Origin of the sequence: Massilia sp. 9I, assembly GCF_902506415.1 — a bacterium.
Lineage (GTDB): Bacteria > Pseudomonadota > Gammaproteobacteria > Burkholderiales > Burkholderiaceae_D > Telluria.
In genome coordinates this window covers 2,368,007-2,389,589 of the sequence record NZ_LR733275.1, presented here as the reverse complement: position 1 = coordinate 2,389,589, position 21,583 = coordinate 2,368,007, and the positions used below count along the sequence as shown (strand labels likewise).

23 protein-coding genes are annotated in these 21,583 nt (G+C 64.5%); 12 read left to right on the top strand and 11 right to left on the bottom strand.

What is annotated here, in order from left to right; translation table 11 throughout:
• The first annotated feature begins 3 nt into the window (after window positions 1–3).
• Both recD and GV068_RS10750 read left to right on the top strand, forming a co-directional pair.
• Complete coding sequence (recD, locus tag GV068_RS10755; RefSeq protein ID WP_159697315.1) at window positions 4–1,962, top strand: exodeoxyribonuclease V subunit alpha; 1,959 nt, start codon at window positions 4–6, stop codon at window positions 1,960–1,962.
• Between the two features lie 200 nt (window positions 1,963–2,162).
• Window positions 2,163–3,275, top strand: a complete 1,113-nt coding sequence (locus GV068_RS10750; RefSeq protein ID WP_159697314.1) for an RDD family protein — start codon at window positions 2,163–2,165, stop codon at window positions 3,273–3,275.
• A gap of 34 nt (window positions 3,276–3,309) precedes the next feature.
• On the opposite strand, the gene GV068_RS10745 is transcribed toward GV068_RS10750, so the two are convergent.
• Together GV068_RS10745 and GV068_RS10740 are read right to left on the bottom strand one after the other, a co-directional pair.
• Complete coding sequence (locus GV068_RS10745; protein ID WP_159697313.1) at window positions 3,310–4,281, bottom strand: serine hydrolase; 972 nt, start codon at window positions 4,279–4,281, stop codon at window positions 3,310–3,312.
• Window positions 4,282–4,560: 279 nt separating this feature from the next.
• Window positions 4,561–5,571: a sulfate ABC transporter substrate-binding protein gene (locus GV068_RS10740; protein WP_159697312.1), complete on the bottom strand. Its 1,011-nt coding sequence runs from the start codon at window positions 5,569–5,571 to the stop codon at window positions 4,561–4,563.
• 242 nt (window positions 5,572–5,813) lie between these two features.
• On the opposite strand from GV068_RS10740, the gene GV068_RS10735 reads away from it, so the two are divergent.
• The 5 genes from GV068_RS10735 (at window position 5,814) to GV068_RS10715 (ending at window position 8,795) form a co-directional block, all read left to right on the top strand.
• The gene (locus tag GV068_RS10735) at window positions 5,814–6,350 is read left to right on the top strand and encodes a GNAT family N-acetyltransferase (RefSeq protein ID WP_159697311.1); all 537 of its coding nucleotides are present in this window, start codon (window positions 5,814–5,816) and stop codon (window positions 6,348–6,350) included.
• A gap of 51 nt (window positions 6,351–6,401) precedes the next feature.
• Window positions 6,402–7,205, top strand: a complete 804-nt coding sequence (locus GV068_RS10730; protein ID WP_159697310.1) for a lipid II flippase Amj family protein — start codon at window positions 6,402–6,404, stop codon at window positions 7,203–7,205.
• A gap of 85 nt (window positions 7,206–7,290) precedes the next feature.
• Window positions 7,291–7,914 (top strand): YcbK family protein, encoded by a 624-nt coding sequence (locus GV068_RS10725; protein ID WP_159697309.1) that lies wholly within the window; start codon window positions 7,291–7,293, stop codon window positions 7,912–7,914.
• Between the two features lie 133 nt (window positions 7,915–8,047).
• Window positions 8,048–8,332 carry a DUF378 domain-containing protein gene (locus tag GV068_RS10720; RefSeq protein WP_308637116.1) on the top strand — a complete coding sequence of 95 codons (285 nt, stop codon included), beginning with the start codon at window positions 8,048–8,050 and terminating at the stop codon, window positions 8,330–8,332.
• A 4-nt stretch (window positions 8,333–8,336) separates the two neighbouring features.
• Entirely contained in the window at window positions 8,337–8,795 is a 459-nt protein-coding gene (locus GV068_RS10715) for a metallophosphoesterase family protein (protein ID WP_159697307.1), read from the top strand.
• 10 nt (window positions 8,796–8,805) lie between these two features.
• On the opposite strand, the gene GV068_RS10710 is transcribed toward GV068_RS10715, so the two are convergent.
• The gene (locus GV068_RS10710; RefSeq protein ID WP_229464023.1) at window positions 8,806–10,515 is read right to left on the bottom strand and encodes a family 16 glycosylhydrolase; all 1,710 of its coding nucleotides are present in this window, start codon (window positions 10,513–10,515) and stop codon (window positions 8,806–8,808) included.
• Window positions 10,516–10,836: 321 nt separating this feature from the next.
• Here GV068_RS10710 and GV068_RS10705 point away from each other — a divergent pair, with 321 nt between their 5' ends.
• Window positions 10,837–11,508 carry a bifunctional 2-polyprenyl-6-hydroxyphenol methylase/3-demethylubiquinol 3-O-methyltransferase UbiG gene (locus GV068_RS10705; RefSeq protein WP_159697305.1) on the top strand — a complete coding sequence of 224 codons (672 nt, stop codon included), beginning with the start codon at window positions 10,837–10,839 and terminating at the stop codon, window positions 11,506–11,508.
• On the opposite strand, the gene GV068_RS10700 is transcribed toward GV068_RS10705, so the two are convergent.
• Window positions 11,497–12,381 carry an alpha/beta hydrolase gene (locus GV068_RS10700; RefSeq protein ID WP_159697304.1) on the bottom strand — a complete coding sequence of 295 codons (885 nt, stop codon included), beginning with the start codon at window positions 12,379–12,381 and terminating at the stop codon, window positions 11,497–11,499. The two genes, GV068_RS10705 and GV068_RS10700, sit on opposite strands and share 12 nt — an antisense overlap.
• Before the next feature lie 89 nt (window positions 12,382–12,470).
• Between GV068_RS10700 and GV068_RS10695 the strand changes: the two genes are divergently transcribed.
• The 3 genes from GV068_RS10695 (at window position 12,471) to GV068_RS10685 (ending at window position 14,432) form a co-directional block, all read left to right on the top strand.
• A complete protein-coding gene (locus GV068_RS10695) occupies window positions 12,471–12,878 on the top strand; it encodes a hypothetical protein (RefSeq protein ID WP_159697303.1) in 408 nt (135 codons plus the stop codon).
• Window positions 12,879–12,940: 62 nt separating this feature from the next.
• On the top strand, window positions 12,941–13,750 hold the full coding sequence (locus GV068_RS10690; RefSeq protein ID WP_159697302.1) for a transporter substrate-binding domain-containing protein: 810 nt from the start codon (window positions 12,941–12,943) through the stop codon (window positions 13,748–13,750).
• Between the two features lie 58 nt (window positions 13,751–13,808).
• Window positions 13,809–14,432 carry an amino acid ABC transporter permease gene (locus GV068_RS10685; RefSeq protein ID WP_159704875.1) on the top strand — a complete coding sequence of 208 codons (624 nt, stop codon included), beginning with the start codon at window positions 13,809–13,811 and terminating at the stop codon, window positions 14,430–14,432.
• Window positions 14,433–14,462: 30 nt separating this feature from the next.
• On the opposite strand, the gene GV068_RS10680 is transcribed toward GV068_RS10685, so the two are convergent.
• The 5 genes from GV068_RS10680 to GV068_RS10660 all read right to left on the bottom strand — a co-directional run bounded on the left by GV068_RS10680 (window position 14,463) and on the right by GV068_RS10660 (window position 18,397).
• Window positions 14,463–14,825: a hypothetical protein gene (locus tag GV068_RS10680; RefSeq protein WP_159697301.1), complete on the bottom strand. Its 363-nt coding sequence runs from the start codon at window positions 14,823–14,825 to the stop codon at window positions 14,463–14,465.
• Window positions 14,826–15,016: 191 nt separating this feature from the next.
• Complete coding sequence (locus tag GV068_RS10675; protein WP_159697300.1) at window positions 15,017–15,421, bottom strand: hypothetical protein; 405 nt, start codon at window positions 15,419–15,421, stop codon at window positions 15,017–15,019.
• Window positions 15,422–15,547: 126 nt separating this feature from the next.
• Window positions 15,548–15,721, bottom strand: a complete 174-nt coding sequence (locus tag GV068_RS10670; protein ID WP_159697299.1) for a hypothetical protein — start codon at window positions 15,719–15,721, stop codon at window positions 15,548–15,550.
• A gap of 64 nt (window positions 15,722–15,785) precedes the next feature.
• On the bottom strand, window positions 15,786–16,715 hold the full coding sequence (locus GV068_RS10665; protein WP_229464021.1) for an alpha/beta hydrolase: 930 nt from the start codon (window positions 16,713–16,715) through the stop codon (window positions 15,786–15,788).
• Window positions 16,716–16,720: 5 nt separating this feature from the next.
• Window positions 16,721–18,397 (bottom strand): electron transfer flavoprotein-ubiquinone oxidoreductase, encoded by a 1,677-nt coding sequence (locus GV068_RS10660; RefSeq protein WP_201303273.1) that lies wholly within the window; start codon window positions 18,395–18,397, stop codon window positions 16,721–16,723.
• A 178-nt stretch (window positions 18,398–18,575) separates the two neighbouring features.
• Between GV068_RS10660 and GV068_RS10655 the strand changes: the two genes are divergently transcribed.
• Window positions 18,576–19,352, top strand: a complete 777-nt coding sequence (locus GV068_RS10655) for an SDR family oxidoreductase (RefSeq protein WP_159697298.1) — start codon at window positions 18,576–18,578, stop codon at window positions 19,350–19,352.
• A gap of 90 nt (window positions 19,353–19,442) precedes the next feature.
• Here the strand turns inward: GV068_RS10655 and GV068_RS10650 are convergent, their stop codons facing one another.
• Together GV068_RS10650 and GV068_RS10645 are read right to left on the bottom strand one after the other, a co-directional pair.
• Window positions 19,443–20,054, bottom strand: coding sequence for a TadE/TadG family type IV pilus assembly protein (locus tag GV068_RS10650; protein ID WP_159697297.1), 612 nt, complete (start codon window positions 20,052–20,054; stop codon window positions 19,443–19,445).
• Complete coding sequence (locus tag GV068_RS10645; RefSeq protein WP_159697296.1) at window positions 20,051–21,556, bottom strand: Tad domain-containing protein; 1,506 nt, start codon at window positions 21,554–21,556, stop codon at window positions 20,051–20,053. Before GV068_RS10645 ends, GV068_RS10650 begins: the two co-directional genes overlap by 4 nt.
• Between the last annotated feature and the right edge of the window lie 27 nt (window positions 21,557–21,583).

Below are 21,583 nucleotides of genomic sequence, written 5' to 3'. Positions count from 1 at the left end.
GACATGGCCAGGACTGAGGCGAATATCGAGCTGCTGTGGAGCGAACTGACGCGCCTGAGCGAAACGGGCGAGCTGCGCCGCCTGTCTTGCGCCTTTGCCCGCTTCATCGCCTCGCTCGGCCCGACGCCGCCGTCGCTGGTGCTGGCCTCGAGCGTGCTGTCCGAGCTCGAAGGGCAGGGCCACAGCTGCCTGCTGCTGGCCGACCTGGCCGCCGGCCCGGCCGCGCTGCTCGGCTGGGAAGACGAGCAGTGGAAGATGCTCGCGCGCGCCGCCGGCCCGCTGCCGAAGGCGGCGCAGGCCTGGGCCCAGCATCTGGCCGCCTGCGGCCAGGTGTGGGAAGTCGGCGCCTTCGACTACGACCAGCCGCTGGTGCTCGACGGCGACCGCCTCTACCTGCGCCGCTACTGGCGCGACGAGACCCTGGTGGCGCGCGCGGTGCGCGAGCGCGCCACCAAGCTGCGCGAGGTCGACGTGCGCGACGTGCGCGGCTGGCTCGACGTCCTGTTCTCGACCCAGGCTGGCAACGAGGGGCCGGACTGGCAGAAGCTGGCCTGCGCCATCGCACTGCGCGGTTCGGTGGCGATCATCACCGGCGGCCCCGGCACCGGCAAGACCTATACCGTGGCGCGCCTGCTGGCGCTGCTGTTCGCCACCGCGCCGGAAGCGGGCAGCCAGCGCATCGCCCTGGCCGCGCCGACCGGCAAGGCGGCGGCGCGCCTGAAGCAGTCGATCGACAAGGCGCTGGGCGAGCTGGCCGACAAGGTCGGTTCGCAACTGCCGCTGCGCGACCTGACCCAGCGCATGGGCGCGGCGCGTACCCTGCACAGCCTACTGGGTGCGCGGCCCGACACCCGCGCCTTTGCCCACCACCGCGGCAATCCGCTCGACGTCGACGTCCTGATCGTCGATGAAGCCTCGATGGTCCACCTCGAAATGATGGCCTCGCTGCTCGATGCGCTGCCGCCCAACGCGACGCTGATCCTGCTGGGCGACAAGGACCAGCTGGCCTCGGTGGAGGCGGGCGCGGTGCTGGGCGACCTGTGCCACAACGCCCAGGCCGGCGGCTACACCGAAGCCACCCTCGACTACGCGCTGGCCGCCAGCGGCGAAGAGCTCCCCAGCGAATTCCTGGGCGACGCCGGCGCCCTGGCCCAGCAGACCGTGATGCTGCGCCACAGCCGGCGCTTCGGCGGCCCGATCGGCCAGCTGGCGCTGGCGGTGAACGCCGGCGACGCGCTGCGCGCCGAAGCCGTGCTGCGCGCCGGCAATGCCGAGAAAAGCGGCGTGCGCTGGATCGAGAACGCCCAGCAGCAGCATGTGCTGCAGCTGGCCCAGTCCGGCTACGGTTCTTACCTGGATGTGTTGAATACGGCCCCGGAGGCCGGATTGAACACGAATCATAAAGAATGGGTGCGCCAGGTGCTGCAGCGCTTCGAGTCCTTCCGCATCCTGTGCGCCGTGCGCGACGGCGAATGGGGCGTGACCGGCCTGAACGAGGCCGTGGCCGCGCGCCTGGCCCAGGCCGGGCTCTTGAGGCCGAACGGCGAGTGGTACGTCGGGCGTCCGGTGATGGTCACCCGCAATGATTACGGCACCGGCGTCTATAACGGCGACATCGGCGTCACCCTGCCGGATCCGGCCCGTCCCGGTGCGCTGCGCGTCTATTTCCTGGAAGGCGATACGGTGCGCAGCGTGCTCGCCACCCGCCTGCGCAACGTCGAAACGGCCTTTGCCATGACGGTGCACAAGTCGCAGGGTTCGGAATTCCGCCACACGGTGCTGGCCCTGCCGCGCGAGCGCGGCGCCGTGCTCACCCGCGAGCTGGTCTACACCGGCATCACCCGCGCCAGCGAGCTGTTCACCCTGGTCTCGCCGCCGGGCGCCGTGCTGCTCGATGCCATCGCCGAGCGCACCCACCGCACCAGCGGCCTGCGCGGCATGATCGCGCCGAGCTCGCGCTGACATTGCACTGACAGCTGTTTCGCTGCGACAACGGCCCGGATTTGCGCGAGGCCAAGGATGATCCACACCTGCAGGGCGACGATCGAACTCGGCCGTTCGCACGTGGTCTTACTTTCGTACAAGAACAAAGACCCAGCTGCACTTTTCGTGTAATTAATCACTTATCCCTCACATCAAGGCCTAACCCGCCCGGCGCAAGCATGCAGCCACTCGACAAGCAGACGGCATTGCTCTTTCCCGTGACGCAAGACGCAGCGCTGCCGAGCTGCCTGCCTGCCGACTGCATGGTCTTGCCGGCCTTCCCGCTGGCCGGCGCCTGGGCCCGCTGGTTCGCGCGCAGCTTCGACGTCTGGTGGCAGACTGGCCTGGTCGCCCTGGTGTTCGGCTACCTCCTGTGCAAGACCTCGCCCGCCTTCCTGCACTGGCTGGAGACCCCATTCGGCTGGAAACTGTTCGGCCTCGCCTGCATGCCGGGCGGCCTGGTGCTGGACGCGGCCCTGCAATCCGCCGCCGGCAATACGCCTGGCAAGGCGCTGCTGGGCTTGCGGGTCATGACGACGGATGGACGCGCACCGGGTTTCCGGGAGCTGGTCAGGCGCAACATGGCGCTGTGGCGGGCCGGCCTCGGCCTGGGCCTGCCGGCCGTCAGCCTGGTGACCATGGCGCGCCAGGGCCTGCGGCTGCGCAAAGGCATCCAGACCAGCTATGACGGCAGCTATTTCCTGGTCAGCGCGAGCCCGACGGGCTGGGTGGCGAAGGCCGTGTTCGCCCTTGCTTTCGTGGGCCTGTTCGCGATCATCATGATCCTCGACGGCATTGACCGCCAGGACAGCCGCGAAGCCACCGCCATGCTGGCGGCGCCGCCCACCAGCTGGACCAATCCGGCGACGGGACACACGGCGAACATCGCGGCCCAGTGGAAGATGGAGACGCGCCAGGGGGCGGACGGGTCGCCACAGCACCTGTTCACCCAGTACAGCGGGCACGCGGTAGTGCTGTTCGCCTACGAGGAAGGGGGCGGGAGGGCATTGCGCCAGGACGCGCAGGCGCTGGAAGACCGGCTGGCCGACCGCTTCGAGCTGGCCGAGAGTTATTTCACGGAGTTCCGCGGGCGCCGTTCCTGGGTCGGCCGCGGCCTGCACCGGAAGGGCCCGGAGCGGGTGCAGCTGCGCATCGTCGAGGTGAACGGCAAGGCCTGGCGCGTGGTGGCGATGCAGTCGCCGCCAGCCGCCTATACGGACGACCTGGTAGGCGAGCTGAGCGGGGCGCTGTGGGATACGGTGGCGCCGCCGCCGGCGGGCGCCGCGAAATGAAAAAGGGCCTTGCGGCCCCTTTTGGTTTTCTGGATTACTTCTTGCGGCGCTTCGGCACCACCTTCACCTGGCTGCGCTTCTTGACTGCCTTGAGCTTGGCGCTACCGGCGCTGGCCTTGATGCGGACGCGGCTGGAGCTGGCCTTGATGCGCGGACCGCCCGACGCGGCCTTGAAGCGGGGCGCGCGGTTCGAGGCCTTGGCCACACGCACCGGCGCTTCTTCACCGCTGATGAAGCGGCGGATATTCAGTGCGTCCAGGATGCGGGCCGACGAGGCGTTGGCGTTCAGCAGGATCATGGTCGCGTTCTTGCCGGCGGCCTTGATGTTCATGATCAGGCAACGGCCGGCTTCCGAGGTGTAGCCGGTCTTCGACAGGCCGATGTCCCAGCCCTTGGCGCCCACCAGGCGGTTGGTGTTGCGGTACTCGACTTCGCGACCGTTGATGTTGATCAGGTCTTTCGAGTCGGTGGTGGCGTTGGTGATGTCCGGGTAGCGCGCTGCGGCGCTGGCCATCTTGACCAGGTCGCCGGCGTTCGAACGGTTGCGCGGCGACAGGCCGGTCGGCTCTTCGATCACGGTCTGGGTCATGCCGAGGGCGGCGATCTTGCGCTTGACGGCCGCCTTAAAGCCGTCGGTGCCGCCCGGGTAGGTGCGGGCCAGTGCGGCAGCGGCGCGGTTGTCCGAGGACATCAGGGCCAGCTGCAGCACGTCGCGGCGCGAGATCAGGGCGCCGACGGGCACCCGCGAGCTGCTGTGTTTGAAGGTATCGACGTCGCTGCGGTCGATTTCGATCAGCTCGTCCATATCCTGGCGGGCGTCCAGCACGACCATCGCGGTCATCAGCTTGGTCAGCGACGCGATCGGGACGACGCGGTCTGCATTCTTCTCCAGCAAAATCTTGCCGGTGTCATCTTCTACCACGAGCACCGATTGCGAGCCGAACGGCACCGCGAATGCGGCAGCCGAAAACGACATCAATACGGTGGCAAACAATTTTTTGATCATTGTCGGGTTCTGGAATAGGGTTGCGTTGAGCGGAAAGGCGCGGGCGCGCAGTCAACAGTCAAACTAAAATCTAGCTGTAGGGCAACTACAGGTGGTGGAAGATAGCACCAAGCATGATGCATGTCTATGGCACACAAGCAAAATCAGCCTTGTGAACCGGAATTTATTGCAGTTTAACGTCAGGATTGCCAGAGCGTCCATGCTGGACGTCAGAACCGGCGCGAGAATCCTGGCCGGAATGACAAAGCCCTGCGCGGGGCAGGGCTTGTCGTGTAGGGCTTATTTCGACTGATAAATCTTGTCGAATTCGCCGCCATCGTTGAAGTGGACTTCCTGGGCCTTGCGCCAGCCGCCGAACAGCTCATCCACCGTGAACAGCTGGATCGGCTTGTAGTTGGCGGCGTACTTCTTCATCACGGCGTCGGAACGCACGCGCATGAAGTGCTTGGCGCCGATGTCCTGGCCGGTCGGCGAATACAGGAAGTTCAGGTAGGCGGTCGCTTCCTTGCGCTGGTTGCGGCGGTCGACCACCTTGTCGACCACGGCCACCGGCGACTCGGCCAGGATCGACACCGACGGATAGACCACTTCGAAGTTGTCGCCGAACTCGGCGCGCACCATGCTGACTTCGTTCTCGAAGGTCACCAGCACGTCGCCGATCTGGCGCTGGGTGAAGGTGGTGGTGGCTGCACGGCCGCCCGCGTCGAGGATCGGCACGTTCTTGAAGATGCGCGTCACCAAGTCGCGCGCCTGGGCTTCGTTGCCGCCTTTCTTCTTCAGCGCCGCGCCCCAGGCCGCCAGGTAGGTGTAACGGCCATTGCCGGCGGTCTTCGGGTTCGGGATGATCACCTGCACGCCGGGACGCGCCAGGTCGTCCCAGTCCTTGATCTTCTTCGGGTTGCCCTTGCGCACCAGGTAGACCATGGTCGAGTAGTAGGGCGCCGCATTGTTCGGGAACTTCTTGGCCCAGTCTTTTGCCACCAGGCCGCGGTCGGCCAGCATGTCGATGTCGTTGGCCTGGTTCATGGTGACCACCGAAGCTTCCAGTCCGTCGGCAACCGCGCGCGCCTGCTTGCTGGAGCCGCCGTGCGACTGCTTGATGCTCACCGTGTCGCCGGTCTGTTGCTTGTAGGCCGCAATGAAGGCCGGGTTGATGTCCTTGTACAGCTCGCGCGCAACGTCATACGACACGTTCAGCAGCTCGGTCTCGGCGGCGCTCGCGGACAGCGGCAGCGCGGCGCCCAGCGCCAGGGTGAGAAGCAGACGGCGAAGCGGGGAAGTCAGGGTCATGTTGTTCTCGCTTTTCAAAACTTATGGACAGGATGCATCATCGGTCGATTGCTCAAAATACGGAACAATACTTTTGTCATATGCTTAGTACTGCAGAGCAGGATGGCGCCGCGCTTGCGCCGCAGCCGGACACATGCAGATGCTCGCAGCAAGGTCCGGGCCTTTCGGTGTATAGTCGTGCCCAGCCATTGCGCCGCCGGCGCGGGTCCTGTTCGTTTCTTTATTTAGCATAGTGATGTTTGATGTCCACGCGTTTTGACATTCGCAAGGCGGTTCCCGGTGATGCTTCCGCAGCCTGCGCGCTGCTGCGCCGTTCGATCGAAGTCGGCTGCCAGGCCGACCACCAGGATCGGCCGGCCGTGCTGGAAGCCTGGCTTGGCAACAAGACTTCGGCCAATGTCGCCACCTGGTTCGCCATCCCCAGCAATCACGCCCTGGTCGCCGAACGCGACGGCGAGCTGCTCGGCCTGTGCCTGCTGACCCAGGCCGGCAAGCTGGCGCTCTGTTACGTCGCCCCGGAAGCCTTGAAGAGCGGCGTCGGCCGCGCGCTCCTGTGCGCCGCCGAGGAGCAGGCGCGCGCCTGGGACATCAAGAAACTGCATCTGCACAGCCCCGCCAGCGCCAGCGCCTTCTTCGAGCGCCAGGGTTATGTGAATGCCGGCAAGGACAAGTCCTGCTTCGGCCTCGAATGCGACCTCTTGTGGAAGCAGCTCGACGCCGCCTGCGACGCAGGGGCCGGCGCGGCGGCGCGCAAGCGCTTCTGCAACTGCAGCAGCTGAGCTCCGTTCCGATGCTAAGATAGCAATCTTTGCATTTGTGCGGGCTGGGACGTGGACTCACAACTCCTTTTCATCTGCTTTCTTACCTTCGTCATCCACCTCATCGGCACGCTCGCGTACTCGGTCCGGATCGCCGGTGTGCGCACCCGCCGCATCGCGGTCTCCTTCGCGCTGTTCAGCATCCTGGTGCTGCTGTCGCGCACCTCGAATTCCTTCCTCGGCCCCTTCCTCGCCAAGCGCGTGGAGAGCAATCTCGCGCCGGCGGCCCACGCCGCGCTGCTGGGGGATTTCCAGTGGCTGCTGGCCTCGGCCAGCCTGGCGACCATCGCCGGCGCCTTCCTGATTCCGACTTTCCAGCGCGTGTTCTGCCGCGCGGTCCTGCATTTCCAGGTGCACCGCTCGGTGCCCAAGCTGATCCTGCATGGCTTCTTCAAGGGCGGCCTGTCCTATGTGAAGGACGTCGCCGCCGTCCCGGCCGCCAAAAACCTCACGGAGGTGCGCTCGGGACATGGGGTATCGGGCCGGATCACGCTGCTGAACGTCGCCGCCACCGCCCTGTGGACCGTGGGCGTGTTCGCCGCGCTCTACGCGGGAGTGCTCGACCCCGCAGTCCGGGTCACCTCGAGCACGCTGTCTTCCATCATCAACGGCGGCGCCACCATCCTGATGGCGATCTTCATCGACCCGCACATGTCGGGCATGACCGACGACGTGGTCGAGGGCAAGGTGAGCGAAGGGCAGTTCCGGAAGGCGATCGTGTGGCTGGTCGGCAGCCGCCTGGCGGGGACGCTGCTGGCCCAGGCGCTGCTGGTGCCCTCGGCGATGCTGATCGCCTGGGTGGCGCGCGCCATCTGATCTGCCTGCAACAGGTTTGGCGAACACATCTTTTGTGTGGGGAAAGCTTACGCTATAGTAAGCGCCTCGATTGGATGAGTTCGATATGGCTTCACGTAGAGATTTCCTGAAACAGGGCGCCAGCGTCTGCGCCATGGGCGCGCTTGGCGCCCCGCTGCTGGCCTCGGCCCAGAGCACCGACCTGCAACCCCCGCCCGACCTGTTCGACGCACAACTGCTGGACATTGATTTCTGGCTCAAGCCGCGCACCTTGTCCGTGGTACGCCCGCAAAGCGGCGAGCGCGCCAGGGTGCTGTACTGGAAGGACGGCGAAGTCATCGATTCCGCCTACCAGGAGCTGTGCCACATCCTGCGCGACGTGAACGGCCGCGAGACCGCGCCGATCGATCCCAAGCTGTTCGAAGTGCTGTGGGGCACCCAGGCCTTCATCGCCCGCTACGGCATGACCCAGCCGCTCGAGATCCTGTCCGGCTACCGCACCGAAGCCTCGAACAAGCGCCTGGTGGAAGAAGGCGTGCCGGCGGCGCGCAAGTCCCTGCATATGGTCGGCAAGGCGGCCGACATCCGCATCGCCAGCCTGAACGAGGAAGTGCTCGGCGGCCTGATCCGCAGCTTCCGCCAGGGCGGCGTCGGCTATTACTACCGCTCCGGTCCGAAAGGCGGCTGGATCCACGCGGATACCGGACTCAACCGCACCTGGAAGGGCTGAAAGCAGCACCGGCGGACCGTGCGAGCGCGCCGCCGAACTTCCGCTAATATGGGTTGTCAGGGCCAGAACGGCATGTGCTGGCCGATTCATTCCGCTTTAGTTTGCATGACGCAAGGAGGCAATGATGGCAACGATGAACACTCCCACAATGGACCGCAGGACCATGGGCGAGCGGCGCACCTCGATGCGCGAACACCAGCACTCGGCCATGTCGGCCCTCGACTACCTGGCGATGGCGCTCCTGATTATCGGTGGCCTGAACTGGGCGATGGTTGGCCTGTTCGACGTCGACATGGTCGCCACCATCTTCGGCCCGGGCAGCCCGGCGACCCGCATCGTCTACGTGGTGGTCGGCCTGGCGGCGCTGTACTCGATCTACACCACGGCCAAGATGGCCGGCAGCAGGCGCTCGCACTGAGCGCATGCGCGTCGGCCTGATCTCCGACACGCACGGGTTGCTGCGCCCGCAGGCGCTCGACTTCCTGCGGGGCAGCGACCTCATCATCCACGCGGGGGACATCACGGGCCCCGAGATCCTGACGCCGCTGGCGGCGATCGCGCCGCTGACGGTCGTGCGCGGCAACAATGACCGCGGCGCCTGGGCCGCCGGGATTCCCGCAACCGCGATCCTGCGCCTGGGGCCGGTCGCCATCTACGTCATCCACGACCTGAAGGAGTTGCCGATCGACCCGGCGGCCGAGGGCATGCGCGTGGTCGTTTCCGGCCACTCGCACAAGCCGGCCAGCATCGAGCGCGGCGGCGTCCTGTACGTGAATCCGGGCAGTGCGGGAAAGCGGCGTTTCAGCTTGCCGATCTCGGTGGGAGAGCTCTTGATCGACGGCGAGCGTGTCGAGGCGCGCCTCGTGACGCTCGCCGCTTGAAGCTTCTTCCTTACTTCATCGTATAGCTCTGCCAGGCGGTATCCACGGCGAAGTTACGCACCGTATCCCAGTAGGTAAAGCTGTAGCGCACCACGTCGCCGATTTTCAGGCCGCCGGCCACATAGGTATTGGTCGTGCCGTCCAGGCGCATGCGGATGTTCTGCTGGGCGCCGTTGTTGACGGTGTAGTGCACGTCCGCCCAGCTGCCGGTATTGGTGTTGAACTGCAGCGTGGTGGTCGTGGGCTGGCTGATCCAGGTCGGACCGGTCGGGGTGGTCGGCGGCGGGGTGGTGGTGCCGCCGCTGCCGGAATCCCACACGATGTCGTCGATCGCGAACTGGAAGGTCGAGGTGGGCAGCCGGTTGGCGTCGCTCGAAATCATGAACACGTCGAGCAGGGATTGCGCCGCCACCTTGGTGCCGAGCAGGGTCGAGACCGGGATGCTGCCCTGTGCCCATTCGCCATTGCGCACCAGGCCGTAGGTCGTGGTGTTGGCCGGGAAGTTCACCCAGTTCTGGTTGGTATAGGTGTCGCCGACGCCGATATTGAAGGACACGTTGGCCGGGATCTTGATCCGGAAGCGCATGGTTCCGTTGCGGTAGTTGCTGAGGTCGCGCGCCTGGCGGGCCTGCACCCCGCCGCCAAACCACTGGCCGGGCGCCGTATAGGCCCAGGCGATCACGTTGCTCCCTTCATACGGCGCGGTATTGCCGGCCCCGCTCGAAGCGCCGTTCCACAGGAAGATGTCGGAACTGGTGCCCGCCACCAGCTTGTTGTTGACAGCCGTGGTGTCGGTGAAGACGCCGAACTTGCCCGCGACTTCCGGCACCGTCTGGTTGCCGAGCTTGACCTGGCCCTTGCCGTCGAGCTGGTAGACGCGCACGTAGTCGACGTACATGGTGCCCGGCAGCGGCGCCGTGACCTGGCTCGGGTTGGCGGCATCGGTGAAGTTGCCGCCCACGGCGAGGTTCAGCAGCAGGTAGAAGGGCGCCTGCAGGGCGGTCGAATTGACCGGCAGCGGCGCATCGTACATGTTGCGCTCGACGCCGTTGTCGACCACGGTGAAGCGCATCTGGCTTTCGTCCCAGTACAGGCGATAGGTGACGAAGCGGTTGGCGAGCGAGGTGCTGGGCACGTACCAGTTCTTGGTCTGCCAGGCGGTGGAGGCGGCGCAGCTCTCGTTACCCGGCACGCAGGCGGCCTGCTGCCAGGTGATGACGTTCGAGCCGACGAAGTTGTTGGCCGACGGGTTGCCGGCGGCGGCGCGGCTCGATGCCTTGTGGCCCATCTCCATGATGTCGATCTCGCCGTTGCGCGGCCAGGTCTGCGGGCTCACGCCGAGCATCCAGGCGGCCGGCCACAGGCCGGTGGCGATGTTCGGCGTGGCCATGCGCACCTCGATCATGCCGTACTGGACCTGGACCTTGCCCTTGGTGTCGATCTTCCCGGAAGTAAACACATTGCTGCCGACCGTCTGGCTGCGCGCCTGGATCGCCAGCGCGCGCGTGCCGGATTCGAAGGGGACGTTGACGATCGAGAGGTTGTTGGGGCTGTAGTACTGCAGCTCGGCGTTGCCGTAGCCGCACAGGTTGATCTGGCAGCCGTTGCCGTCGGTGGCGGTCCAGGCGCCGGTATTCAGGCTGGTGCCATTGAATTCCTCGGACCACAGCAGCTGGCCGATGACGGGATTGGTGACGCTGGCCGCGGCTTGCGTGCTCACGGCGAGCAAGAGGGCGGCCCCGATGGACTGGAAAGGTTTCCAACTAAAGTGATGTTTTGGGTTCTGCTTATTCACTTCGACTCCTCATTTAACTCCGAAGAAAAATGACACGCCAGGACGGCGCGCCACGGTCTGCCAACTTGGGTGGTTGGTCTCGTATGATCCTGTCGAGGCTGGAGATGGAAACGTTTCCAATCAGTGCATGAAAGAATATGTGAGTTTTGTAAAGACGTCAAATTCAATCGTGCGCGCGTTTTGATCTAACGCAAATTTCTGCCGCTAAGTCTTTGATGGATAATGCGCTCATCAACAGGAGAACCCATGAGCAAGCACACCGACGCCTCCATCATCGATTCCTGGTCGCGCAACACCGATCCCTGGACCGCCGCCGTGCGCGGCGGCGAGATCGAATCGCGTGTGCTGGTGACCAATGCCGCCATCGTCGACGCGGTGCGGGCGCGTTCGCCGCGCCTTGGGGTCGATCTCGGCTGCGGCGAAGGCTGGCTGGTGCGGGCGCTGCCGGAGGTCGAGATGCAGGGTGTGGACGCGATCGAAGGCCTGGTGGAACAGGCGCGGGCAGCGGGCGGCGGCACGTTCCGCCAGCTCAGCTACGAACAGATCGCAGCCGGCGAACTGCGCCTTGGCGCCGACGTGGCGGTCTGTAACTTCTCGCTGATCGGCGACGAGGCCACGCGCGGCCTGTTTCGCGCCGCCCCGAGCTACCTGCGCCCGGGCGGCCACCTGATCGTGCAGACCGTGCATCCCGTGACGGCCTGCGGCGACGCGCCCTATGTGGACGGCTGGCGCGAGGGCAGCTGGGCCGGCTTCAGCCCCGCGTTCGCGGATGCGGCGCCCTGGTATTTCCGGACCATCGCGAGCTGGGTCGCGCTGTTTGTCGAGAACGGCCTGCGCCCGGTGGAGATGCGCGAGCCGGTCCATCCCGCTACCTGCAAGCCGGTGTCGCTGATCCTGGTCGGCGAACTAGCGGCTTGACTTCAGGTAGGCGCGCAGGCCGCGCGTGAGCACGAAGGGGAACACGCTGGCATGGTCTTCTCCCTCGAAGACCTTCATCTCGGTTTTCAAGCCCGGATAGCGGTGCGCCTTGAGCAAGCCGTCGAACTCGCGCAGGTCCGCCACCATGTCCGCGTCTTCTTCCGAGCGCGAGCGCTTCTTCCCGGGCGCCAGGGTCTCGAGGCCGCCGATGCCGAAGTAGACCGAGGCCGGCAAGTCCTTGTGTCGCGCACCATAGGCCTGTTCACGTTCGAACATGATGCCCGCGTCGAACCACAGCGACGGGCTGCCCAGGATGTAGTGCTCGAAGCTGCGCGGCGCGTCCAGCATGATCTGCAGGCCGAGCAGGCTGCCGTAGGAATGGCCGGCGAAGATCTTGCGCTTCATGTCGGCGCGGTAGCTGCGCGCCACGAAGGGGAAGACCTCGTCCACCATGAAGCGGCCATAGGCCGCGGCTTCGCCGAAGGCGGGCGCACGGCCCGGCATGTCCGACTGGTAGTTGTGCTTGCGCGGCACGCTCGGCGTGTAGTCGCGGCGCCGGCTGTAGTTGCCGGCATCGCCCTTCGCATACGACAGGCCGACCACGATCACTTCCTCGATGCCCGCATGCTTGTGCAGGCGCGAGGCGATGCTGCGGGTCAGCGCGAACGCGTAGTTCGCGTCGGGCACGAATAGCACCGGGTAGCGTTTGCTCCCTTCGCGGTAGGAGTCGGGCAGGGCGACGAACAACTGGTAATCGCGCTTGAGGTTCGCGGCGTGGATGTCGCGCACTTCCGTGTTGTCGAGTTCGTAGGCGGGGACGGCGGCCTGCGCGCTGGCGGCGAGGCAGAGGAGGGAGAATAGCAGTGCTTTCAAACTTGCTTCCTTGTGCTTGGAACGGAGGCTGCATACTGGCACACAAAAATCCCGTAAGATACGGCTCGTACAGCTTTTACCCGCCTCACATGAATCTGCCACCTGAGACTCCGCCACGCTTCCGTCCCCGTCCCTGGACCGCGCTCGAAACCCCGCAGGACGTCGAACTCTGGATCGACGAGCATAACCGCGCCCTGCAAGAGCTGGTCAAGCCGACCGAGACCGGCGTCGGCATCTGCTTTATCCTGGCCGAGGGCGGCAACGTTTACATGCAAACCACGGGCGATGCCGTCATCCTCGACGTCGAACCGGAAGCCGACTGGATCTCGCCGCTGATTCATGCCGCCACCGGCGCCGAACCGCCGCGCGGCCAGGTCTGGGTGCTCCCCGACGACAAGCTGGTCCAGCTGATCTTGGGCCTGTCGACCCTGGTCGCGAGCACGATCCTGGTGGTCGGCCATCCGTTCGGATCGCGCGGGCGCCGGCTGGGCTACTGAGCCTTCCCGCCCGGGCGGGAATGGGTTATAACGTCAGCTCGACCTTGGATGGAGACGAATTGATGGGCAAGCATTCGAACACCGTGGCGCGCCGGACGCTGCTCGGCCTGGCGCTCGCGGCCTCGCTTTCGGCACTCGTGCCCGCGCATGCCGCCGACCTGCTCACGGACGCGAAGGCGCGCGGCACGCTGCGCATCGCGATGGAAGGCACCTACCCGCCCTTCAACTTCAAGGACCCCAAGACCGGGCAGCTGGCCGGCTACGACGTCGACGTCGCGCGCCTGGTCGCGGCCAAACTGGGCTTGAAGCCCGAATTCGTCAGCACCGAATGGGCCGCGATCCTCGCGGGCCTGGCCGCCGCCAAGTATGACGTGATCGTCAGCCAGGTCGGCATCACCGCGAAGCGCGAGCAGGTCTTCGACTTCTCGCGTCCCTATACCTATTCGGCCCCGCAGCTCATCGTGCGCAAGAACGACCGCGCGGTCTATACGAGCCTGAATGACCTCAAGGGCAAGACAGTCGGTGTAGGGCAGGGCAGCGTGTTCGAGCAGCAGGTCAAGGCGGTGCCGGGCATTACGGTCAAGAGCTATCCGGCGGCGCCGGAGAACCTGCAGGACCTCGCTTTCGGCCGTATCGATGCGGCGCTGAACGACAGCCTGATGGTGGCCTACCTGCTGAAGAACTCGCAGCTGCCGATCAAGGCCGGCGCCCGCATCGGCGCGCCTGAGCGCATGGGCATCGCCTTCCGCAAGGGCAGCCCGCAGTTCAAGGCGGCGGTGGACAAGATCCTGGTCGATGCCACCGCGGACGGCACGCTGAAGGCCATGTCGCTCAAATGGTTCGGCACCGACGCCAGCCACCCCGCAAAGTAAGGGCGCGCAGGTGAACTTGGTGGATCTGGTCGCGCTGCTGCGCGAGGCGGCGCCGGTCATGCTGACTGGCGCCGGCTATACCCTGATGTTCGCAGTGGCGTCGATGATCGGCGGGCTCGCGATCGGCTTTCCGGTGGCCCTGATGCGTATCGCGCCCTGGGCGCTGGTGCGGCTGCCGGCCAGCTTCTACGTGAGCGTCATGCGCGGCACGCCGCTGCTGGTGCAGATCTTCGTCATCTATTATGGATTGCCGAGCGTCGGCATCGAATTCACGCCAGTGGCGGCGGGCGTGCTGGCGCTGTCGCTCAATAGCGGCGCCTATCTGTCGGAAAGCCTGCGCGGCGCGATTCGCGCGGTGAGCGAGAGGCAATGGCGCGCCAGCTTCAGCCTGGGCCTGGGTTATTGGCAGACCCTGCACCACGTCATCATGCCGCAGGCGCTGCGCATCGCAGTGCCCTCGATGAGCAATACCCTGATCAGCCTGATCAAGGATACCTCGCTGGTGTCGGTGATTGCCCTGACCGAGCTGATGCTCGCGACCAAGGAAGTGATCGCGGTGACTTTCCAGCCGCTGCCGCTCTACATCGCGGCGGCCTGCATCTACTGGGTACTGAGCCTGTTCTTCGAAGCGATCCAGCGCCGCGCCGAGCGGCGCCTGAACCGGGCGCACGCCGCGCGCTAAGCCGGGGCCTCGCGCGCGACGGCTGCAGCCTTAGCGGTTTCCGCGCTGCTGGTCCTGCTGCTGGAAAGCTTCGGAAGCCTGCTGGGCGCTCTCGCCCTGGTTCTGGCCGTCCAGGTCTTCCAGTGCCGGGGTGCCGCCGGAAGCATGCTGGCCGCCACCTTGCTGCTGGTTGCCCTGTTGCTGGCCCTGTTGCTGGCCCTGTTGCTGGTTGCCTTGCTGTTGGCCGCCTTGCTGCTGGCCGGACTGCTGGTTGCCCGATTGCTGGCCGGACTGCTGGCTGCCCGACTGCTGGCTGCCCGACTGCTGGCCCTGGCCGGCGGTGGCAACGAGATCCTTCTTGGGATCTTTCACGGCATTGTCAGGGGTCGATTGTTTCTGCTGGTTGTCGCTCATGATCGTCTCCTTGATAAGGAATGTGAGAGACCATCATATTCTTCCTGCTGACATCGGCAATCGGCGTGCGCGCGGTGGCGGCGTAGGAGCGCTCGCACGCGCTCACCGACGGGAAACAAATTGATCCGCAATGCAAACGCGCACCGCGGCAAGCCTGGCTTGCGTCGGTGCGCGCCGTACTACTAACGGGTTTAACGATTGCCTTGCTGCTTGTTGCCGCTGTCCTGGCTCCAGGCCTGCGAGGCATCCTTGGCGGATTCGCCTTGGCGCGAACCCAGGTCGTCCAGTGCCGGCGTGCCGCCGGAGGCATGCTGACCTCCGCTTTGCTGGCTGCCTTGCTGGCTCGACTGCTGACTACCTTGTTGCTGTCCCGACTGCTTGTTACCTTGCTGCTGTCCCGCTTGCGGGCCCGATTGCCGATTGCCTTGCTGCTGGCCGGACTGCATGCTGTCCTGCTGCTGCTGCCCCGGATGCATGTTGCCAGACTGCTGCTGGCCACCCTGGGCGATCTTGCCGCTCGCGGTGTTGATGCTCAGGTCATCCACGTCATTATCGTGGCGCGGACCCTTCACACCGTGTCCTTTGTTTTCACCCATACTCGTCTCCTGTTTGAGTGTCGATGGAGTGATGATAGACCTCTGGCAGCTCGGGACAATCGGAATGGGGGAGGAGCTGCCGTAGGACAGCTCGCACAAAGTCAGCAGTAGAAATAGAAGGCGGTACTAGCGCTTCTCGCCCTGGCGCGGCCCTTCGCTGGGCTGCTGCGGCGTCTTCTGCTGGTCGGACTGCAGGTTGCCCGGCCGGCTGCGCTCGAGCCGCTCGCGCTGGCGGTCGACGTCGAAATCGTCCAGCTGGACGTCGCTCAGACTGCGGTCTAAATCCTTGTTTTCAGGCATGACAGCCTCCTCGCATGGATGTGGTGGAAGCCCCATCCTAGACGCTTTTGCGAAGGGCAGGCGCTCAGGGCTGCGCCGGCAGGATGTCCAGCCCGCGCAGGAACTCGCGCACGGCTTCGAAGGCCGCGACCTGCTGCTCCGCCGGGAAGCCGCCATGCTTGCCGCCCTTGATGGTGTACAGGACGTTCTTCACGCCGGCCTTGTCCAGCGCCGCCTTCAGGCGCACCCCGTGCGCGTAAGGCACCAGCGGATCGGCGTCGCCGTGGACGGTGAACACCGGCGGGCCGCCGGCACGCACATAGGTGAGCGGCGAGATCGCGCGCGCCAGCTGATCGCGCCCCGGCATGCTGCCGAACCAGGCCACCGTGTACGAGCGCAGGTTCGGCCCCTGCAGCATGTCGGCGACGTCGGTGATGCCGAACCAGTTGACCACCGCCGCCACCTTTGGCGCCGGGTTCTGGTAAGGCCCGGACCAGGTGGGCTCGTTCGCGGCGCACTGGTTGGTGAAGGGCGAGTCGCTCGGGATCATGGCGGTGGTTAGCGCCAGGTGGCCGCCGGCCGAATTCCCGGTGGTGACCACCTTGCCCAGGTCGAAGTTGTACTTCTTCGCATTGCGGCCCACCCACTGCAGCGCGCACAGCGTGTCCTCCACCGCGGCCGGCGCCAGCGCGGTATTCGCCAGCCGGTAGCTGACGTTCACCACGGTGAAGCCCATCTGCATCCAAGGCAGGGCGGCGAGCGCCGAGTTCTCGCGGCTGCCCGCGACCCAGCCGCCGCCGTGGAAGCGCAGCACCACCGGCCGCGGCCTCGCGGCGTAGTCATCCGGCAGCAGGACGTCGAGCTTGAGCTCTTGTCCGCTCGCCTTCAGGTAGGTCACGTTGGCATCGATGCCGTGCAGGCGGTCCAGCAGCACGGCCGTGCGCAGGCCGTCGTCGGCCGCCTGGGCGGCCAGCGGCAGCACCAGCGCCGCCAGCAGGGAGGCGAGGGCGCGCACCGCGCTTACATGTTCGGGTAGTTCGGGCCGCCGCCGCCTTCCGGCGTGACCCAGACGATGTTCTGGGTCGGGTCCTTGATGTCGCAGGTCTTGCAGTGCACGCAGTTCTGCGCATTGATCTGCAGGCGGTCCTTGCCTTCATCGGTCTTCACGAACTCGTACACGCCGGCTGGGCAGTAGCGCTGTTCAGGACCTGCGTACTTGGCCAGGTTGACGTCCACCGGGATGCTCGGGTTCTTCAGGGTCAGGTGGATCGGCTGGTCTTCGGCGTGGTTGGTGTTCGAGATGAACACCGAGGACAGGCGATCAAACGTGAGCTTGCCGTCCGGTTTCGGGTAAGCGATCGGCTGGAAGTGCGACGCAGGCTTCAGGCACTCGTGGTCGGCGTGTTGATGGTGCAGGGTCCACGGCGCCTTGCCGCGGAAGACCATCTGGTCGATGCCGGTCATGATGGTGCCGAGGTACAGGCCCTTGCTCATCCACGGCTTGAAGTTGCGCGCCACGTGCAGCTCTTCGTGCAGCCACGATTTTTCGAAGGCGGCCGGATAGGACGCCAGTTCGTCGTGCTGGCGGTTCTCGCCCAGCGCGGCGAAGGCGCTTTCCGCTGCCAGCATGCCGGTCTTGATCGCGGCGTGGCTGCCCTTGATGCGGCTGGTGTTCAGGAAGCCGGCGTCGCAGCCGATCAGGGCGCCGCCCGGGAAGACGGTCTTCGGCAAGGATTGCAGCCCCCCTGCCGTGATTGCGCGCGCGCCATACGAGATGCGCTTGCCGCCTTCGAAGTAGTGGCGGATCGCCGGGTGCGTTTTATAGCGCTGGAATTCCTCGTAGGGCGACAGGTAGGGGTTCTGGTAAGCCAGGCCCACCACGAAGCCGACCGCCACCTGGTTGTTCTCCAGGTGGTACAGGAAGGAGCCGCCGTAGGTGCTGTTATCCAGCGGCCAGCCGGCGGTGTGGAGCACCAGGCCAGGCTTGTGCTTGGCTGGGTCGATCTCCCACAGTTCCTTGATGCCGATGCCATAGGTCTGCGGGTCCTTGCCCTTGTTCAGGTCATACTTGGCCATGAGCTGCTTGCCGAGGTGGCCGCGCGAACCTTCCGCAAACAGCGTGTACTTGGCGTGCAGTTCCATGCCGAGCTGGAAGTCGCCACCCGGTTCGCCGTCGCGCTTGACGCCCATGTTGCCGGTAGCGACACCCTTGACCGAACCGTCCTCGTTGTACAGGATTTCCGCGGCCGGGAAGCCCGGGAAGATCTCGACGCCCAGCGCTTCCGCCTGCGTACCCAGCCAGCGCGTCACGTTGGCCAACGAGATCACGTAGTTGCCGTGGTTGGTCAGCATCTTCGGGACCAGGAAGTTCGGCGTACGGATTGCCTTGGTCTCGGTCAGGAACAGCACCTGGTCTTCGGTCACCGGGGTGTTCAGCGGCGCGCCTTTTTCCTTCCAGTCGGGGATCAGCTCGTTCAGGGCGATCGGGTCCATGACCGCGCCGGACAGGATGTGCGCACCGAGCTCGCCGCCTTTTTCGAGCACGCAGACGGAGACGTCACGACCCTGTTCCGCAGCCAGCTGCTTGAGCCGGATCGCCGCGGACAGGCCTGCAGGGCCGCCGCCGACGATGACCGCGTCGTACTCCATTGCTTCACGTGGTCCGTATTGTTCGAGGATGTTGGTTGGCTCGGTCATGGTTATTTTAATAATGAGAGTGAAAATTTAAGCACGAGTGTGCACTTTTTTACTGCCGAATGCAATGTTGGGCGCCATTTTACGGACATTATTAGATGCGGCAATCTAATACTGGTGATTTGTGTAATCATGAGGACTTTGCAAGCTCGCATACATCAAGCACGAGAAGGGGAGACGAGTGGGCATCGAAGTCAATTACGAAGGAAAGATCGCCATGGTCACCGGCGCCTCGAGCGGCCTCGGTGCCCGTTTCGCCAAGGCGCTGGCCGGCGCCGGCGCCCAGGTAGTGCTGGCCTCGCGCCGGGTCGAGCGCCTGAAGGAACTGCGCGCCGAGATCGAGGCCGACGGCGGCGCGGCCCACGTGGTGCGGCTCGACGTCACCGATTTCGGCAGCATCAAGGCGGCCATCGCGCACGCCGAGACCGAGGCCGGCCCGATCGACATCCTGGTCAACAACTCGGGGGTGCAGAGCACCCAGCGCCTGCTGGACGTGACCGAGGAAGACTACAACTACATCATGGACACCAACCTGCGCGGCGCCTTTTTTGTCGCCCAGCAGACCGCCAAGCGCATGATCCAGCGCGCCAAGGGCGACCCGCGCAAGCAGCATCGCATCATTAACATCGCCTCGGTGGCCGGCCTGCGCGTGCTGCCCCAGATCGGCGTGTACTGCATGAGCAAGGCCGGCGTGGTCCAGATGACCAAGGCGATGGCGGTGGAGTGGGGCCGCTACGGCATCAACGTCAATGCGATCTGCCCCGGCTACATCGCCACCGAAATGAACGAGGACTACTTCGACACCGAGCAGGGACGCAAGCTGATCGACATGCTGCCCCGCAAACGCCCGGGCAAGCCGGAAGACCTCGACGGCCTGCTCCTGCTGCTGGCGGCGGAGGAGGCCCATTTCATCAATGGCGCCATCATCACGGCCGACGACGGCATGACAGCGCAGTAAAGAAGGACGCAGTGAGCGGCAAGCAGCATGTGCACACCATGAAGGTCCTGGCAATGGAGGCCTTGCTGGTGCTGCGCTCGGGTCATCATGCTACAGGCATACCGCGTCGCCGGGCTTATAACCCAGAGTTTCGGCACTGACCACCGTCGTTGATGTCGGCAGTGCCACGTTAAAGCCGATAAACGACAGCAGTGATTGATAAGGTACCGGTTCGCATGCAGTGTTCGGTTTGCATATTCGGGCACGGACGAGACGGATGCAGGCTTCGCCAGCACCTGCTGTGTCGCCATACGGAGCTGTCAGACAATTGTGTCGGTTTCGGCCTGGGCAGGCCGGCATGAGGTTCGAAGGGACGGGACTCATGACGATCGGTCCGGCTGGCCGTGTCAGATACAGGTAATCGATCAGGATATGCTTGTCTGTAATCGGCGCACCAAATGCCAACGTACCTTCAGCGTCACGGAAAATCGCACGCTGCTTCGCACGGTCAAGCGCGTCGCTATCCTCCCAGCTGATGTTCGCCGCTGCTCGGGCAGCGGTGCGCGTCGCATCGGCAAGGGTGTTGTACATGTAAAAAATTCGGGCCAATTCGATGATGCCGAATATTAATAACAAAAATATGATCGCGACAAGCGCGAACTCGATCGCTGCGGCGCCCCGTTGAGCAGTTCGTGCTGAGGAAATAGTCCGCGCCATCATCATTTGTAGAGCTCCACCAGGCCAGCGACCTGACTGTCGCTGCTGATACCGCCGAACTCTGCGTAGAGGGAAGTGGATGTAGCAGGGACGGTCATGAGGAATCGTGCAATTGCAAGCACATTGGCTTCCGTGCCAGTTACTGGACACGACAGTAAGGGTATGTTCAGGACACGCCGACCAAAGGTCCCCGGCTTGCGGGAGGTGGTCGGAGCGGTAAAGTACGCGGAGTCGCTGGTTTGACGGTAAGGTGTCGAGCTTGGATACGTACCAACCGACGAGGTCGTGCCATACAAAGCCCTCCACACCGTGGTGGTGGCGTCGAAAGGCGTGTAGCCTCCAACCGGTTCAGGTGTCCCTTGCGACTCGTATGAGGACCAGGGAACGGCACGGGCGAATGTCCATAATGGCCCGTAATCCGCTGCGGCGGAATGGTTGGACGGCCCGAACTCCGCGACGGTTTGCAGTTTCGTGGTACTCGACGAATCCCTGGCTGCGCTTTGCGCCGCGCCTTTCGGGGTCATCCAGCTGACGCTTCCAAAGGTGTATCGCTTCACATTGGAGTCAGGAGGGGAGGCGTGGACGTCGCAGGTCCCGGTGTAGGGGTCGAAACGGGAGTTGAGGTGCGTGACATAGTCTCCGATCCGAAACGGACTTTGCACATCGACCTTCTCACCTACAATTTTCGGCACTCCCATGGTTCCACTACAAATGTACTGTCGATAAATCCATGAAGTGAAGTAGGTGCTGGGGCTGGTATTGCCGGCAAGGCGAACCGGGTTTATCTCGAAACTGATGGCTGTCGTACCGTTTGGGTTCAGGTTCATCAAGTCATAGCTGATTCCACGGCGAAACCCGTACTCGACCAGCTCGTCATACTGTGCGCCGCTGGGGTGCGATCGTTTTTCCCGCGCCACACTGGACATGGCACATATGCCGATAGGAGTGACGTTGATGCGGCTCTTTCCCGCGACGGCATGGTCGGCAATTTGGGCCGAGCTGAGCGAGGCGGAAAGTATTGGCGCGAAAAAAAGGTCGACCAGTCCATAAGCCTCGTCCAATTCACTAGTATCGACCTTGACGTACAGTAGGCCGGCAGGGGAGCTTTTCGCGTCGGCATCGCTCTTCCAACCGGTAGCGCCATCGGGCGATGCGCTAAAGGACATTGCAGTATCCTGCCAGGTTATCGCGTTCCCGTACTCGTAATGGGGTCCGTGCGCACGACCCACGACGTCTCTTGCCGCTGCCAGCGCATGTTCTATCCCTTCCCTGGTCCCATCGAGTGGTCTCGCCGCCGCGATTGCGACACTGCTGGCCAAGGCATGCATTTCCACTCTGCGGTTGTATATCCGTGACATATCAATCGCCAAAGCAAAAAAGCCCAGGATCACGATAATCAGGAACGCCGACATGATGGCAATGGCACCGGATTGCCGCGTCGAGGTACGCGCCATGCCAAACACCGCCGGCTTTTTAGGGAAGGAAACTTCCAGATCAAATGTGGGCATAACTTCCCTCATTGACTATTCCGTCTG